Here is a 14758-nt window from a genome sequence, read left to right on the forward strand (position 1 = left end):
TAGTAGAGTGCCCCAAAACACCGTGAACCTGGACCTGTCCGCGACCTCGATCGAGCTCACCCGGGCGCTCTGCGACCTCGAGTCGGTGTCCGGTAACGAGGCCGCCATCGCAGACGCGGTGGAACGCGCGCTGGCCGGGTACCCGCACCTCGACATCATCCGCGACGGCGACACCGTCGTCGCCCGCACCGACCTGGGTCGGGCCCAGCGCGTGATCATTGCCGGCCATCTCGACACGGTCCCGCTGAACGACAACCTGCCGACCCGGTTCGAGACCATCGATGGCGTCGACTATCTCTGGGGCCGCGGCACCGTCGACATGAAGGCCGGCGTGGCCGTGCAGCTGAAGCTGGCCGCCGAACTGACCGCGTCCAGCGTCGACGTAACGTGGATGTGGTACGACCACGAGGAGGTTTCCGACGACCTCAACGGTCTCGGCCGCCTCGCCCTCAACCGGCCCGACCTCTTCGCGGGGGACTTCGCCATCCTCGGTGAGCCCACAAACAGCCAGATCGAGGGTGGCTGCAACGGAAACGTGCGCGTGGAGATCCGCACCTTCGGGCTGCGCGCCCACTCCGCCCGCAGCTGGGTCGGCGACAATGCCATCCACAAGATCGGGCCCGTCATCGACATCCTGGCGGCCTACGAGCCGCGGCAGGTCGAGGTCGAAGGCCTCGTCTACCGCGAAGGCCTCAACGCCGTCGGCATCGGCGGCGGCATCGCCGGCAACGTCATCCCCGATGAGTGCATGGTGCACATCAATTATCGGTTCGCCCCCAGCCGCACCTCGGCGGAGGCCATCGTGCACCTGGAGGAGCTCTTCGCGGGCTACGAGATCACCGTCGTCGACCGGGCCGAGGGTGCCCGGCCGGGCCTGGATGCCCCGCTGGCCCTGCAGTTCCTGACCGCGGTCGGCGGCGAGGCCAAGCCCAAGTACGGCTGGACGGATGTCGCCCGCTTCTCCGCCCTGGGCATTCCCGCCGTCAACTACGGCCCCGGCGACCCGCTGAAGGCCCACGCCGACGACGAACGCGTCGCCCTGGCGCAGATCACGGACTGCGAGGACGGCCTTCGCGCGTGGCTGACCACAAGCGTCGGGTAGCCGTGGCGTCGTCCGGCTGGAAGGCCGGCTACCGGCTCACGCCGTGGTGGGCCCTGGTCGCCCTGATCTGGGCCGCGTCCCGGCTCGTCACGACCACCCTGGTGCTACTGCTTGCGAATGTGCAGGGTGCCAACCCGTGGACGGGCGTGTCACCCGGCTACGCGGAGTTCGCGAACATGTGGGACGCCCGCTGGTACAACATCGTCGCCGTCGCGGGCTACCCGTCGACACTGCCGCTCACCGCCGGCGGGGAGATCGCGGAGAACGCCTGGGCCTTTATGCCCGGCTACCCGGTGGTCGTGCGCCTGCTGATGGTGCTCCTCGGGCAGCCGTGGGCACCCGTGGCCGTATTCGTGTCCCTGGCCGCCAGCCTCGGCGCCGCCCTGCTGTTCTACCGGCTGATGCGCACTGTACAGGCCTCCGGGACGGCGTTGTTCGCGGTGGTGCTGTTCTGTGTGGCCCCGCTGTCGCCCGTGCTGCAGTTCGGTTATGCCGAGTCGCTGTACCTCTTCCTGCTCACGTTGGCACTTCTCCTGCTGCTCGAGCGGCGGTATGTGCTGCTGTTCCCGGTGATCGCCGTGATGGCGCTGACCCGGCCCAGCGGCCTGGCCTTCGCGCTCGCCCTGGGGCTGCACGTCCTGCACCGCTGGCTTGCCCGGACACAAGACCCGTTTTCGGTGCGCGAACGGTTGCTGGCGTCATCCGTTGCCGTGTTCAGCGGCATTTCCGGCCTGGCCTGGCCGGCCATCGCCTGGATCGCCACGGGGTCGATCACCGCCTACACCGACACCGAGCTGGCCTGGCGGTCGGCCTACATCGGCTACCAGGAACTCGTTCCGTTCACCGCCTGGTTCCAGGGCGGTGTCTGGTGGCTCGGGATGCCGCTGGGCATCATCGTTGTCTCGGGGCTCATCCTGGCGTTCGGCCTGACCCTGTTGCTGCCGGCGGTGCGCCGACTGGGCACTGACCTGCGGTTCTGGCTCGCCAGCTACGGCCTCTACCTGCTAGCGGTGTTTTTCCCGCAGTCGAGCACCTTCCGCCTGCTGATGCCGATGTTTCCGTTGTTGGGTGCCGTGGCGCAGCCGCGGAGCGCCGTCTACCGGGTGGGCATCGTGCTGCTGTTCATCGCCGGACAGTGGGGCTGGCTCCTGCTGTGCTGGGGGGTCGACGGAGCGGACTGGACACCTCCCTAATTACAGTCTCAGCCCGTAATGGCAGATAATAGAAGTTCAGACGAATGAATGGAAGGGGAGTTCATGGCGGCCATGAAGCCAAGGACCGGAGACGGGCCAATGGAGGCTGTAAAAGAGGGGCGCCTTATCATCGTGCGTGTTCCGCTCGAAGGTGGAGGTCGACTTGTCGTCTCTGTGAACGACGCTGAAGCCAAAGAGCTTCACGATGCCCTCGCCGGTGTAGTCCAGCCGACCGTATAGTTCCAGGATCGGCCGCGCAGCTCAGGTTGTGCGGCCGATCTTTTTTGCCGACCTGGAGCGGATGGGTTTCCCGCGGACAGCCGTCGCACCGCCCGTAGGAGGTACCCGTCACCGGGCCCGCCACCCGCATCCGTCGGCACGTAAACGTTGAGAATCTTAGGAAACGCCGGTTTGGGCGCCATCAGTTCCGGCGTGTCGCGTATTTATCCGAGTTGACGTCACGACGGATGCCCCGGGCTGGCTGCGCTCGCCGCCGGTGGTTAAGCGTGCCAAAACCCGGCAGTCCAGCCTGCAAACCCGCGCCGCACCATCCGTGCCCCGCGCCGCCACCCCCTTCTGTCACCAAATCAATTAGAACAGGAAAACGAAACTCAACAGTTATATTCCCTCAGCTATTGACTCCACCTTAGAACGTGTATACGATATATGCATGGCTGGAGGCCCCACTCCGCACCACCCCACCGCCTCACCGCAGGCGGTGCCTTCCCTCGCGCAGGCACCCCGTGCACAGTCATCCCTCGTGCAGCAGTTGCAGCAGGCCCGTGATCTGGCCGTGGCCGTGCTCGACTCGGTGTCTTTCTCGCTCCTGGGCGAGGCGGACGCGATGATGGTGCTGGGCACGGTTGAAGACCTCGGCCGTCGGGTCGATGCGGCCAGGGTTGCCTCTGCCGCCGACATTTCGGTGCGGTCCCGCCGCATCCTGGGCCATGAGTCCCTGGCGTATAAGAACGGGGCTAGCAGCGGCATCGACCTGATCACTCGCCTGACCCGCGTCTCTTCCCGGGAGGCGAACCGGCGGGTGCGCCTGGGCGAGAACGTCACCCCGCGCCGGGCGGGCACCAGCATGTTGCCGCCCTACTACCCGGCCGTGGCCGATTCCCTCACCGCCGGGGACCTCGGCGTGGACGCGGCCGAGAACATCGTCACCGCCCTCGACCAGGTCGCGGCCCGGGTCGCGCCCGACGAGCTCGGCACCGCCGAACGTGCCCTGGTGGCCAGTGCGACCGGCGCCGTCACCGACGACACCCGCGGCCTGCCCGGGGAGGGGTTCGCGTTTCCTGCGGACCTGGTGCGGGGCATGGCGGGGCAGTGGCAGGCCCGCCTCGATCCCGACGGCACCGCCCCCAACGAGCCCGTCGCCGAGGCCCGCAGCACTGTCGGCTTCGGGCTCTTCCGCGACGGCCTCTACCCGCTCCGCGGCGGAGTCACGCCGGAGCTCCGCGGCATCATGAACGCCATCTTCGACACGTATCTCTCCGCCCACGCGGCGCCGGCATTCCCCACGGCCAAGGAACAGGCGCGCATGGCGGCCGGGCAGCTGATCCCGGGGGCGGAGGCCGCGGCCCTCAGCGACGACCGTAACGGTGGTCAGAAACGCGCCGACATCCTCCGTGGTGTGTTCGAAGCCGCCACCCGTGACGCGGGGACCCCGACCATGGGCGGCGCCGCCCCCACCGTCATGATCCACGTCAACCAGGCCGACCTTACCGCCGACCATGGGGTGGGTTGGATCGACGGCGTCGAAGCGCCGATCTCTCTGACAAGTGTGAAGCAGGCGCTCTGCGCCGGCGGATTTCAGGAGATCCGGTTCGGGCCGCACAACGAGGTCCTCAGCCTCAGCACCGAGAATCGTTTCTTCAACCGGGCCCAACGCCGCGCCATCAGCGCCCGCGACGGCGGCTGCATCATTCCGGGGTGCACCGTGCCCGCCGCCTGGTGCGAAGTACACCACGTGATCCCCTGGCACCGCGGCGGAAAAACCGAGATCACCAACGGGGTCCTGCTCTGCTGGTACCACCACCACAGCATCGACACCTCCGGCTGGAACATCCGCATGATCCGGGGCACACCCCAAGTCCGGGCACCCTACTGCTACGACCCCACCCGCACCTGGCGGGCCGCGGAAGGGAACCCGGCCAACCGGGCACGGGCACGGGCACGGTCTCGGCCTCGGCAGGCTCGACCAACGTCAGGGTGAGTCCCCGGGATCGGGTCACCGGTCTCGTCCGGCTCGACCGACGTCAGCTTAAATCCCCGGCCGCGAGCGACCTGAGCCCGGTGGTCGAGGTCGTCGAAACCAGGCGGGCCATCTTCCGAACCCGGCCCGGGGCATCCGTTAGCGCGGGTGGCGACAACGGATGCCGGTGTGGGGGCCTCCGAGGCCGGCGCACCGGGTCTCGACAGGCTCGACCACCGACAGGCTCGACCACCGATCGGCTCGACCACCGGAGGGTGTGCTCGACCGTCTAGGCGCGGAGCTTGGTGATCTGCAGCAGGCCGTCGCCCACAGGGGAGAGGGCACTGATGACTGCGGTAGACGAGGCGATGACGGTCAACAGGGTGCGGAAGCCGGTCGCCACATCGTCGCGCTGGGCCGGGTCGGCCACTCGGCCGCGCCAGAGCGCGTGGGCCACGAGCACGGTTCCGCCCGGACGGGCCAGGCGCAGAGCATGCTCGACATACTCGATCACACACTGCGGATCGGCGTCGACGAACACAATGTCGTAGGAGTTCTCGTTCATGCGCGGCAGTACATCCGCTGCCCGGCCCGTGATCAGGCGTACCCGGTTCACGGGGATGCCGGCTTCGGCGAAGTTGGCTTTGGCGTGCTGCTGGTGGTCGACCTCGGTGTCGATCGAGGTGAGGGTGGCGCCGGGGGCGCCGGTGAGCAGCCAGATGCCGGAGACGCCGGCACCGGTGCCGACCTCGAGAATGCTCCGGGCCCCGGTGGCGGCCGCGATCACGGCCGATTGAGCGCCGACCGCCGGAGAAATCGCGTCGATTCCGAGTTCGAGGGACTGCTGTCTGGCCCGCGCCACAGCGTCGGACTCCACGACTGAGTCGTCGGAGAATTTCCAGTTCAGATCTTTGTCAGACACAGCGCAACTCCAGTAGATGAATGGGTCAAGCCTAAGGGGGGCCGGGCATGGTCCGGGGAGGCCTCGCCGGGGGTTATTCTGGGGGAATGTTCGGTTTGACCTTCGAGAAGATATTACTGATCGGGATTGTCGCCGTCTTCCTGCTCGGACCCGAACGGCTTCCCCACTATGCCGCCCAGCTCGCCCGCCTCGTGAAGCAGCTCCGGAACCTGGCCAACGGGGCCAAAGACCGGATGCGGGACGAGATGGGCCCGGATTTCGACGACGTCGACTGGAAGAAACTCGACCCGCGTCAGTATGACCCGCGCCGCATCATCCGTGAAGCTCTCACCGACGAAGACGAGCTGAAAGGCCAATCGGCGACCGTGTCGCGGGCGGTGCCGAACCCCGACGGCGCCTATCTGCAACGCAAGCGCGCCAGGGAGGCCGCCACACTGCCGGCGCCCTTCGACTCCGAAGCCACGTAGCCACGTAGCCACGCAGCCACGAAGCCACGCGGCCAAACGAACCAGGTGACGAGCACACCGGACGCGGCGTATTCGAGCTGGCGGACGTCGGGAACGGGTACGTTGGGCAGGTTGGTCAGGTTGGGCAGGCCGGGCACGTCGGGCACGTCGGGCACGTCGGGCACGTAGACCCGCGACACGGGCCGAGTGCACTCGGATCGTGTTCCCGACCGCTGCGATGACCTCGCCGGACAGCCCGAATGACGAGAAGTCCTCGTCGACCACGATCAGGCGCCCGGCCGGAAAGAGCGATGCGCGGAAGGTCCCCTGGTTGGCCGCACCCTCGCCGGTGTCCGCCACGGCCGCTCGGTCGTCGCCCAGCCGGGAAAGGGCGACGGCCTGTCCGACGGCGGGCGGTAGATCGTCGGCGATGATTCTCGAGCAGGAGAAATGCGTGCCGGGGTCGAACAGGTGTATGTGCCACTCGAGGCTGAGGCCGAGGGCCGGGCGGTGAGCGGCGCAGTGCGCACCAGAATATGCAGGCCGGGCCATACGGGCGATGCGTGCACGCTACGCTGAACCCACGTATCTGAGGAGTGTGACCGTGTCGAAGCCGTCGAACACCCACGCGAAGCCCAAGCGGGTGCCGCTGCCCGTCTACTCCGCCGAGTTGCGCAATCTGCAGACCGAGTTGGTCGCCATGCAGGAATGGGTCAAGGAGTCCGGGGCCCGCATCGTCGTGATCTTCGAGGGCCGGGACGCGGCCGGCAAGGGGTCCGCGATCAAGCGGGTCAGCGAGTTCCTCAATCCCCGCGTCGCCCGGATCGTCGCCCTGCCGGTGCCGACCGAGCGCGAGCGCGGCCAGTGGTACTTCCAGCGGTACATCGAACACCTGCCCTCCACGGGTGAGATCGTGCTGATGGACCGCTCCTGGTACAACCGCGCCGGCGTCGAACACGTGATGGGGTACTGCACCCCCGACGAGTACCGCCGGTTCCTGCACCAGGCGCCCCTCTTCGAACGGATGCTGGTCGAAGACGGCATTCTGCTCGTCAAGTACTGGTTCTCGGTGTCCGACACCGAGCAGGAGAGGCGGTTCCGGTCACGGCTGAACGACCCGATGCGCCGCTGGAAGCTGTCCGGGACCGACCTTTTCTCGATCACGAAGTGGGTCGATTATTCCCGCGCCAAAGACGAGATGTTCGTGCACACCGATCTGCCGGAGGCCCCATGGTGGGTCGTCGAGAGCGAGGACAAGCGGGCCGCGCGCCTCAACATGATCAGCCACCTGCTGTCGATCGTCCCCTACACGCATCGCGAGCCGCCCCAGGTGACCATTCCGACTCGCCCCGCCGGCTCGGAGTACGAGCGCCCGCCGCGCGAGCTGAACCGGCCAGTGCCGGACATCACGACCACGCTGGGAAAGCCCACGGCGAAGCCGAAGGGCAAGGCCAAGATCAAGAAGAACGCGAAGAAGGCGACCAAGGCGGAGGCGGCGAAGCTGGCGCCGGAGAAGGCGGCCCAGCAGGCGGCCCAGCAGGCGGCGGCGTCGGCCAAACTGTTCGTCTGAGCCGGGTTCGCGGAGCCGGGTCACGGCTCTGCTGCCCGGGGTCAGCGGCGGCGGATGCCCTTCAGCACGGCCGCCAGCAGCAGCATCGGCCCGGCCAGCCGCTCGAAGTCGTGGCCGGTGCGCGGCAGCTGCACGAGACCCGTCGGACGCGCGATGGTGACGGCGTCCACGAACCTGAGCAGTCCCTCCGGGCCGTTGCGTCGGCCGAGACCGGACTGCTTCAGGCCGCCCATCGGGGCCGCCACCGAGGAGAACGACCCGCGATAGCCCTCGTTGATATTCACGCTGCCGGCCTCGAGGGCCCCGCCCACGCGCAGAGCCCGCCGCACGGAACCGGAGAACACCGACGCGTTCAGCCCGTAGTCGCTGTCGTTGGCGGCCAGGATGGCCTCCTGCTCCGAGTCGATCACGGTGACCGCGACCACAGGGCCGAACGTTTCGCCGGCGAAGCACTCCATCGCCGGGGTGACCCCGGTCAGCACGGTGGGTTCGTAGAAGAACGGTCCCAGGTCGGGGCGGGCACGGCCCCCGACCTCGACCGTGGCGCCGTGGGCGACCGCGTCGGCCACCTGCGCGCTCACCCGGTCCAGCTGGGCCTGCGAGGTGAGGGAACCGACGTCCGTCGTGTAGTCGTAGTCGGCGCCGAGCCGGAGCGACCGGGTGACGGCCACGAATTCGTGCAGGAACGCGTCGGCCACACCTCGCTGCACGAAGATGCGCTCAATCGACACGCAGAGCTGGCCCATCGCCGTGAAGCAGGCCGGGGCCGCGTCGGCGGCCGCGCGGGCCGGGTCGGCGTCGTCAAGCACGATCAGCGGGTTCTTGCCGCCCAGCTCGAGCGAGACGCCGGTGAGGTTGCCGGCCGCCTGCGCCGCCACCCGCTTGCCCGTCGCGGTCGACCCGGTGAAGCAGACGTAGTCGGCCTCCGCGGTGACCGCCCCGCCGATCTCCGCGCCGTCGCCGACGACCACGGCCCAGAGCTGCTCGGGCACGCCGGCGTCGATGAATGCCTGACGCAACGAGAGGATGCTCAGCGCACCCTGGTCGTCGGCCTTCTGCACCACGCCGCAGCCGGCGGCGAGGGCCGGCACGACATCCATGGCGGCGAGGCTGAGCGGGTAGTTCCACGGGGTGATCACGCCCGCGATGCCTTTGGGCCGGTAGCGCACAGTGGCCGTGATGACGAGCGGGATCGCGGAGTGGCGGCGCCCGCCGCGCAGCACGCGCGGCGCGGCGAGGGCATTGAAGCGGGTGACGCCGGCGGCCTGGAAGACCTCCTCGAAGGCCTGGCCGCGGGTTTTTCCGGTCTCCGCCTGCACGGTGTCCTGCAGCAGCCCGCGTCGCTCGAGGATCAGGTCGTGCGCGCGCAACAGGATCGCTCGGCGCCGTGCGAACCCGGCCCGCACCCAGGCCAGCTGGGCCAGGCGTGCCTGCGCGTAGGCCGCCTGCACGTCGGGCAGCCCGCTGACGGGCAGCTCGTGCAGCACCTCCCCGGTGAAGGGCGCGATCACGGTGACCGTGGCTCCCGTCGTGGAACGTATGGAGCGGGTGAGAGTCGTGATCCCGGCAGGGTCGAGGGGGGAGGCAGGCATGCCGAAAGTCTAGGTGGGGGCGGCGCGTGCGCTCCGCCGCGGCGCCGGTGCGGCGACGCTACTTTGGCGTGATGCCGAGGCTCAATCCGGAGAGGCCGCGCGCCCGGGTGGCGAGGCGGTCGGCAACCAAACGGATGGCCACGGCCGCGGGGTCGGTCGGGTCGCCGTGCACCACGGGCACCCCGGTGTCCCCGCCACTGCGGAGCGGCACGCTGAGGGGAACCTGGGCGAGCAACGGTACGGGGAACTCGTGCCCGGCGCCGAGCCGGCGCGCGACCTCGGCGCCACCCCCGGAACCGAACAGCTCCAGCACCGTGCCGTCGGGCTGCACGATCCCGGCCATGTTCTCGATCACGCCGTAGATGGTCTGGCCGGTCTGCCGGGCCACGACACCGCTGCGTTCGGCGATGTCGGCGGCGGCCGGTTGCGGGGTGGTGACGACGATGACCTCGGCCTGGGGCAAAAGCTGCCCGACCGAGATGGCCACGTCGCCGGTGCCCGGCGGCAGGTCCAGCAGCAGGATGTCCAGGTCGCCGAAGTAAACGTCGGTGAGGAACTGGGTGATCGTGCGGTGCAGCATCGGCCCGCGCCAGGCGACCGCGACGGAACCGTCCTCCACGAACATGCCGATCGAGATGACCTTCACGTCGAAGGCGATCGGCGGCAGGATCATCTCGCCGACCTGGGTCGGCTTGACCGCGGCTGACTTGCCCGTCTCGGGGGAAGGCGAGGTGACCAGGCCGAGGAGTCCGGGGATGGAGAACCCGTAGACATCCGCGTCGACGATGCCGACCCGCAGGCCGCGCTCGGCCAGGGCCACGGCCAGGTTCGCGGTGATTGTGGACTTGCCGACCCCGCCCTTGCCGCTGGTGATGGCGTAGACCCGGGTGAGCGAGTCCGGGCCGAATTGGTTGCTGCGGGCTTCCTTGCCGCCGCGCAGCTTCTCCGTCATCGCTCGGCGCTGCTCGCGCGTCATCACGCTCACATCCACGGTCACGTTGCCGGGGCCGGCCACGGACTCCACGGCGCGCAACACATCGCGCTCGATCTGCCGGGCCGCCGGGCAGCCGGCGATGGTGAGACGGATCCCCACGAGGGCGCGGCCGTCGACGATCCGCACCCCGGCGACCATGTCGAGGTCGGTGATCGGCTTGCGGATCTCCGGGTCGATCACCCGGGCCAGGGCGGTGAGCACCTGGTCGGCGGAAAAGAGGGGCTCAGGCACTGGGCGATCGCTCCTCGCGGTCGCGGTCTCGCTCGCGGTCGCCCTTGCGGAGGCGTTTACGGGTCTGCTTGTCCGGGTCTTCGCGCTCTTCCAGGTTGTCGAGAAGGGCGCGCAGCTCGGAGCGGAGGAAATCGCGGGAGGCGAGGTCCTTCATGCCGAGGCGTAGCGCCACCACCTCCCGGGCGAGGTATTCGGTGTCGGCCAGGTTGCGTTCGGCGCGCTGCCGGTCCTGTTCGAACTGCACCCGGTCTCGGTCGTCCTGGCGGTTCTGCGCCAGCAGGATCATCGGGGCCGCGTAGGAGGCCTGCATCGACAAGACCAGGGTCAGTGCGATGAAGCCGAGCGACACGGAGTCGAAGCGCCACTGCACCGGTGCGAGCGTGTTCCAGGCGATCCAGCTGACGGCGAAGAACGTCAGCCCGAGCAGGAACCACGGCGTGCCCATGCCGCGGGCGATGGCCTCGGTGAACCGGCCGAAGCGGTCGCGGCTGGGGCGGTCGCGGCTACGCCGGCGCTTGCGACCGAGGGCGGGCGTGCGCACGCCCTTGGGGGAGTCGAGGCGGAGATCCGCTCGGTTAGCTCGGGCCATTGCCGGTCCTCCGTCCGTGGTGCAGCGGGATGCTTCCCGTGGTCAGTTCGGTGCGGGCCTCGGCCCGGCGGCGCACGTCGTCGTTGCCATCGTGGCTGCGCCAGTCGTCGGGCAGCAGATAGTCGAGGACGTCGTCAATCGTCACCACCCCGACGAGTCGGTGGTTCTCGTCGACCACGGGCACGGAGACGAGGTCATAGCTGGCGAGGATGCGGGTGACCTCCGCGGCCGAGGTGTCGGCGGTGACAGGATCAAGACCCTGGTCGAGCAGTGTGCCGAGGCGTTCGTGGGGCGGGTAGCGCAGCATCCGTTGGAAATGCACCATGCCGAGGAAGCGGCCGGTGGGCGGCTCGTAGGGCGGGAGGGTGACGCAGATGGCCGCACCGAGGGCCGGCGCCAGGTCGTGGCGACGGATGAGCGCGAGCCCCTCCGCGACCGTGGCATCGGCCGAGACGATGATCGGTTCGGTCGTCATCAGGCCGCCGGCGGTGTCGGGGGCGTAGGTGAGCAGGAAGCGTACGTCGTCCGCTTCCTCCGGCTCCATCAGGTCGAGCAGCTGTTCGCCGAGTTCTTCCGGCAGCTGCGCGATCAGGTCGGCGGCGTCGTCGGGCTGCATGTGGTCGAGCACGTCGGCGGCGCGGGCGTCGCCGAGCCGGGTCAGGATGCTGACCTGCTCACTTTCCGGCATCTCCTCGAGGGCGTCGGCGAGACGGCCGTCCGGTAGCTCGCCGGCAACCTCGTGCATGCGCTCCGGCGGGAGGTCGAGCAGGGTATTCGCGAGGTCGGCGGGCTTGAGGTCGGAGTAGGTGGCGATGAGCTGCTCGGCCGACTGGGCCTGGCCCTCGGTGGTCTGCTCGCGCACCTCGGCCCAGTCCGTGAAGGTCGTGGCGCCCTTCGCGAAGAGGGACAGGCTGGTCTTGGGGCGGCGCACGAAGAGCTGGCTGATCGCCCAACCGCCCTGGGGGAGCTCCTCGATCGAGACGTCTTCGATGGTCGCCTCACCGGAACCGTCGTTGAAGACCACCGTGCGCCCAAGCATCTCGGCAATGACGCGCACCTCTCCGCCGCGCTGCTCGAAGCGGCGCACGTTGATTAGGCCGGTGGTGATGATCTGACCCGAACCGATGCTGGTGACGCGCCCGATGGACACGAAAACGCGGCGTTTGCCCGGGATCTCCACGATCAGGCCGACGACGAGGGGCGGGTCGTTTTTTCGGTAGACCACCAGCACGTCCCTGACCTTGCCCACACGGTCTCCCGCGGGGTCGAAAACGGTACACCCGGCCAAACGGGCAACGAAGACTCTGGTGGCAGACACAGATCAAATCTAGGCCACCTTCAGGGCAGATCGGTCCTGTGAAAGAATGGACTCATGAGCAATCAGAACCCCTTCGGCGGGCGCAGGGCCGCATTGTTCCCCGTTTTACCCAAGGGGGAGGTGCTCGCGACATACGCCACCTATGGCGAGGCTCAGGAAGCTGTGGACACTCTGGCGAAGTCCGACTTCCCGGTGAAGCAGGTCTCCATCCTCGGCAACGACCTCAAAACCGTCGAGCGGGTCACCGGCAAACTCACCTGGGGGCGCGTCGCTCTCGCCGGTGCGGCCTCCGGCGCCTGGCTGGGCGTGTTCTTCGGGCTGCTGTTCTTCATCTTCTCGCCGGATGGCGCGGGCCTGCCGTTCGTATTCGCCGCGGTGATGATCGGCGCCGGGTTCGGCATGCTGTTCGGGGTCGTCAGCGCCGCGCTCAATCGACGTCGCCGCGACTTCACATCGACCATGCAGGTGATTGCCAGTACCTATCAGGTGATCGTCGACGGCACCCTGGTCAATCGGGCCCGGAACCTGCTCGCCGGGCTCGCTGAGGCCGAGCAGACGGTGCCGGCCCCGCCGCATCCGTCGGAGCCCCCTCGCGTCGAAGAGCCGCCCGCGGCTCCGCAGCATCCGCTGCCCTGACAGTCCGCGGTCAGGTTTAGGTGGTGAGGGCGGCGATCCAGGCCTCGACCTCCTCGACGGTGCGGGGGATGCCGGCCGACAGGTTCTCCGGGCCGTCCGCGGTGACCAGGATGTCGTCTTCGATCCGCACGCCGATGCCGCGGTACTCCGCTGGCACCGTCAGGTCGTCGGGCTGAAAGTAGAGGCCGGGTTCGATCGTGAACACCATTCCGGGCTCGATCACGCCGTCCATGTACATCTCGCGGCGCGCCTGCGCGCAGTCGTGCACGTCGAGGCCGAGGTGGTGGCTGGTGCCGTGCACCATATAGCGGCGGTGGTGGCCGTTGTCGGGCAGCAGGGCTTCCTCGGCGGTGACGGGCAGCATGCCCCATTCGGCCGTGCGGCGCGCGATGACCGCCATCGCCGCGGCGTGCACGTCGCGGAACACGGCGCCGGGACGCGCCATGGCGAACGCGGCATCCGCTGCCTCGCGCACGGCGTCGTAGACACGGCGCTGCACGTCGGTGAAGGTGCCGTTCACCGGGAGGGTGCGGGTGATGTCGGCGGTGTAGTAGCTGTCGACCTCGACGCCGGCGTCGATCAGGATCAGGTCGCCGGGCACGACGGCGCCATCGTTGCGGGTCCAGTGCAGGATGCAGGCGTGAGGGCCGGACGCGGCGATCGTGTCGTAGCCGACCGCGTTGCCGTCGGACCGGGCCCGGGTGTTGAACACGCCCTCAACGAGCCGTTCGCCGCGGTGGTGGGTGCTCGAGCGGGGCAGGTCCCGGATAATGTCCTCGAAGCCGCGGGCCGTGGCGGCGACGGCGAGGCGCATCTGGGCGATCTCGTAGGAGTCCTTGACCAGGCGCAGCTCCGACAGGCCGCGGGCGAACTGCTCGTCGGCGGCATGGTCGCCGTTGTTCTCGAGGCTGAACGGCGAGTCGGAGGCGTCGGTCGTGAGCACCTTCTCCGCCGCGAATCGGAGGCGGCCCTCGTCGACCTCGGTGGTGAAGAGCGGGTCGGCCTCCCGCAGCACGAGGCTCTCGGTGTCGATCGTGTTCATGACCAGGGCCAGATCGGCGATGCCGCGCACCGGCACGCCGAGGTCGGCGGCAACCTGGGCGACCCCGGGGCGTGGGCCGATCCAGAATTCGCCGATATCGGGGTTTGCGTAGAACTCGTCCGAGTCGCGGCCGGCCCGCTCTCGGAAGTAGAGGGTGGCGTCGTGGCCGGTCGCTGTGGGTTCGAGCACCAACACGGCGCCCGGCTCGGCGTCGCTGCCCCAGCCGGTGAGGTGCGCAAAGGCCGAGTGCGCGCGGAACGCGTAGTCGGTGTCGTTGGAGCGTTGCTTGAGACGACCGGCGGGGATGATCAAACGCTGTCCGGGGTGCATTGCGGAAAGGAGTTCGCGGCGGGCGGCCGCGAAGTGCGCCTGCTCGCGGGCGAGCGGTAGCTCTTCGGTGCGCTCGGCCCAGTCGCTGGAGATGTACTTCTTGAACCCGGCCGAGCCGGGGGTGGTGGAGCGGTTCTCGTTCGATCGGGGAGCAGGGATCGCGGTTTCGCTGGAAGTGGCCATGGCCCATTGTCCCATTGAGCCAGGAGGTCGGGGCGAGGGTGGCCACGAGCGGGCGGTGATCGCTGCCTGCGCCGTCTTCCGCCTTGATCTCGCGTAGGCCCTGCACCTGCCAGTTCGCGGTGGCCAACACGTGGTCGATCGGCGAGCCGAGCAGGGCCGGCGCGAAAGTCGGCCAGGTGCCGACGGCGCCCGCACCGGTCGCCGGTCCGGCGTCGTCGCTGACCGTGTAGTCGCCCAGGTCGGAGCTGATCATTAGGGTCGTGGAGCGGGCCTTGGAGATCTGGTCGAAGGCGATGGTGTGTACCCACATCGGACGTCCGCCCTCGCGCATGGCTTCGGCGACGGCCTCACCGGTGGCCTCGGTGGTTTCCGGCAGGGTGACGATGTCGGCGTTCTGCCCGAGGGCGAGTCGG

General features: G+C 68.8%; 13 protein-coding genes. 7 read left to right on the forward strand and 6 right to left on the reverse strand.

What is annotated here, in order from left to right; translation table 11 throughout:
- Nucleotides 1-7: 7 nt before the first annotated feature.
- The 4 genes from dapE to E3N94_RS12150 all read left to right on the forward strand — a co-directional run bounded on the left by dapE (nucleotide 8) and on the right by E3N94_RS12150 (nucleotide 4513).
- Nucleotides 8-1102, forward strand: a complete 1095-nt coding sequence (dapE, locus tag E3N94_RS12135; protein WP_134400794.1) for a succinyl-diaminopimelate desuccinylase — start codon at nucleotides 8-10, stop codon at nucleotides 1100-1102.
- Nucleotides 1078-2295, forward strand: coding sequence for a hypothetical protein (locus E3N94_RS12140; RefSeq protein WP_233191089.1), 1218 nt, complete (start codon nucleotides 1078-1080; stop codon nucleotides 2293-2295). The genes dapE and E3N94_RS12140 overlap by 25 nt, the downstream gene beginning before the upstream one ends.
- A 63-nt stretch (nucleotides 2296-2358) precedes the next feature.
- On the forward strand, nucleotides 2359-2535 hold the full coding sequence (locus E3N94_RS12145) for a DUF3117 domain-containing protein (RefSeq protein ID WP_104099180.1): 177 nt from the start codon (nucleotides 2359-2361) through the stop codon (nucleotides 2533-2535).
- Between the two features lie 430 nt (nucleotides 2536-2965).
- The gene (locus E3N94_RS12150; protein WP_134570304.1) at nucleotides 2966-4513 is read left to right on the forward strand and encodes an HNH endonuclease signature motif containing protein; all 1548 of its coding nucleotides are present in this window, start codon (nucleotides 2966-2968) and stop codon (nucleotides 4511-4513) included.
- 268 nt (nucleotides 4514-4781) lie between these two features.
- On the opposite strand, the gene E3N94_RS12155 is transcribed toward E3N94_RS12150, so the two are convergent.
- The gene (locus tag E3N94_RS12155; RefSeq protein WP_134342188.1) at nucleotides 4782-5414 is read right to left on the reverse strand and encodes an O-methyltransferase; all 633 of its coding nucleotides are present in this window, start codon (nucleotides 5412-5414) and stop codon (nucleotides 4782-4784) included.
- A gap of 86 nt (nucleotides 5415-5500) precedes the next feature.
- On the opposite strand from E3N94_RS12155, the gene E3N94_RS12160 reads away from it, so the two are divergent.
- Both E3N94_RS12160 and ppk2 read left to right on the forward strand, forming a co-directional pair.
- Complete coding sequence (locus E3N94_RS12160; protein ID WP_104101037.1) at nucleotides 5501-5881, forward strand: Sec-independent protein translocase TatB; 381 nt, start codon at nucleotides 5501-5503, stop codon at nucleotides 5879-5881.
- A gap of 583 nt (nucleotides 5882-6464) precedes the next feature.
- The gene (ppk2, locus tag E3N94_RS12170) at nucleotides 6465-7430 is read left to right on the forward strand and encodes a polyphosphate kinase 2 (protein ID WP_233191407.1); all 966 of its coding nucleotides are present in this window, start codon (nucleotides 6465-6467) and stop codon (nucleotides 7428-7430) included.
- Nucleotides 7431-7471: 41 nt separating this feature from the next.
- On the opposite strand, the gene E3N94_RS12175 is transcribed toward ppk2, so the two are convergent.
- The 4 genes from E3N94_RS12175 to E3N94_RS12190 are packed head-to-tail and all read right to left on the reverse strand — an operon-like array spanning nucleotide 7472 to nucleotide 12154.
- Complete coding sequence (locus E3N94_RS12175; protein WP_104101039.1) at nucleotides 7472-9022, reverse strand: succinic semialdehyde dehydrogenase; 1551 nt, start codon at nucleotides 9020-9022, stop codon at nucleotides 7472-7474.
- A 58-nt stretch (nucleotides 9023-9080) separates the two neighbouring features.
- A complete protein-coding gene (locus E3N94_RS12180) occupies nucleotides 9081-10247 on the reverse strand; it encodes an Mrp/NBP35 family ATP-binding protein (protein WP_134570305.1) in 1167 nt (388 codons plus the stop codon).
- On the reverse strand, nucleotides 10240-10836 hold the full coding sequence (locus tag E3N94_RS12185; RefSeq protein ID WP_104101041.1) for a DUF1003 domain-containing protein: 597 nt from the start codon (nucleotides 10834-10836) through the stop codon (nucleotides 10240-10242). Before E3N94_RS12185 ends, E3N94_RS12180 begins: the two co-directional genes overlap by 8 nt.
- Nucleotides 10823-12154: a CBS domain-containing protein gene (locus tag E3N94_RS12190; protein ID WP_104101042.1), complete on the reverse strand. Its 1332-nt coding sequence runs from the start codon at nucleotides 12152-12154 to the stop codon at nucleotides 10823-10825. The genes E3N94_RS12185 and E3N94_RS12190 overlap by 14 nt, the downstream gene beginning before the upstream one ends.
- A 54-nt stretch (nucleotides 12155-12208) precedes the next feature.
- Between E3N94_RS12190 and E3N94_RS12195 the strand changes: the two genes are divergently transcribed.
- Nucleotides 12209-12790, forward strand: coding sequence for a general stress protein (locus E3N94_RS12195; RefSeq protein WP_104101043.1), 582 nt, complete (start codon nucleotides 12209-12211; stop codon nucleotides 12788-12790).
- A 16-nt stretch (nucleotides 12791-12806) separates the two neighbouring features.
- Here the strand turns inward: E3N94_RS12195 and E3N94_RS12200 are convergent, their stop codons facing one another.
- Nucleotides 12807-14345: an aminopeptidase P family protein gene (locus tag E3N94_RS12200; protein WP_241987120.1), complete on the reverse strand. Its 1539-nt coding sequence runs from the start codon at nucleotides 14343-14345 to the stop codon at nucleotides 12807-12809.
- Between the last annotated feature and the right edge of the window lie 413 nt (nucleotides 14346-14758).

Origin of the sequence: Cryobacterium sp. Sr3, assembly GCF_004402835.1 — a bacterium.
GTDB lineage: Bacteria > Actinomycetota > Actinomycetes > Actinomycetales > Microbacteriaceae > Cryobacterium > Cryobacterium sandaracinum.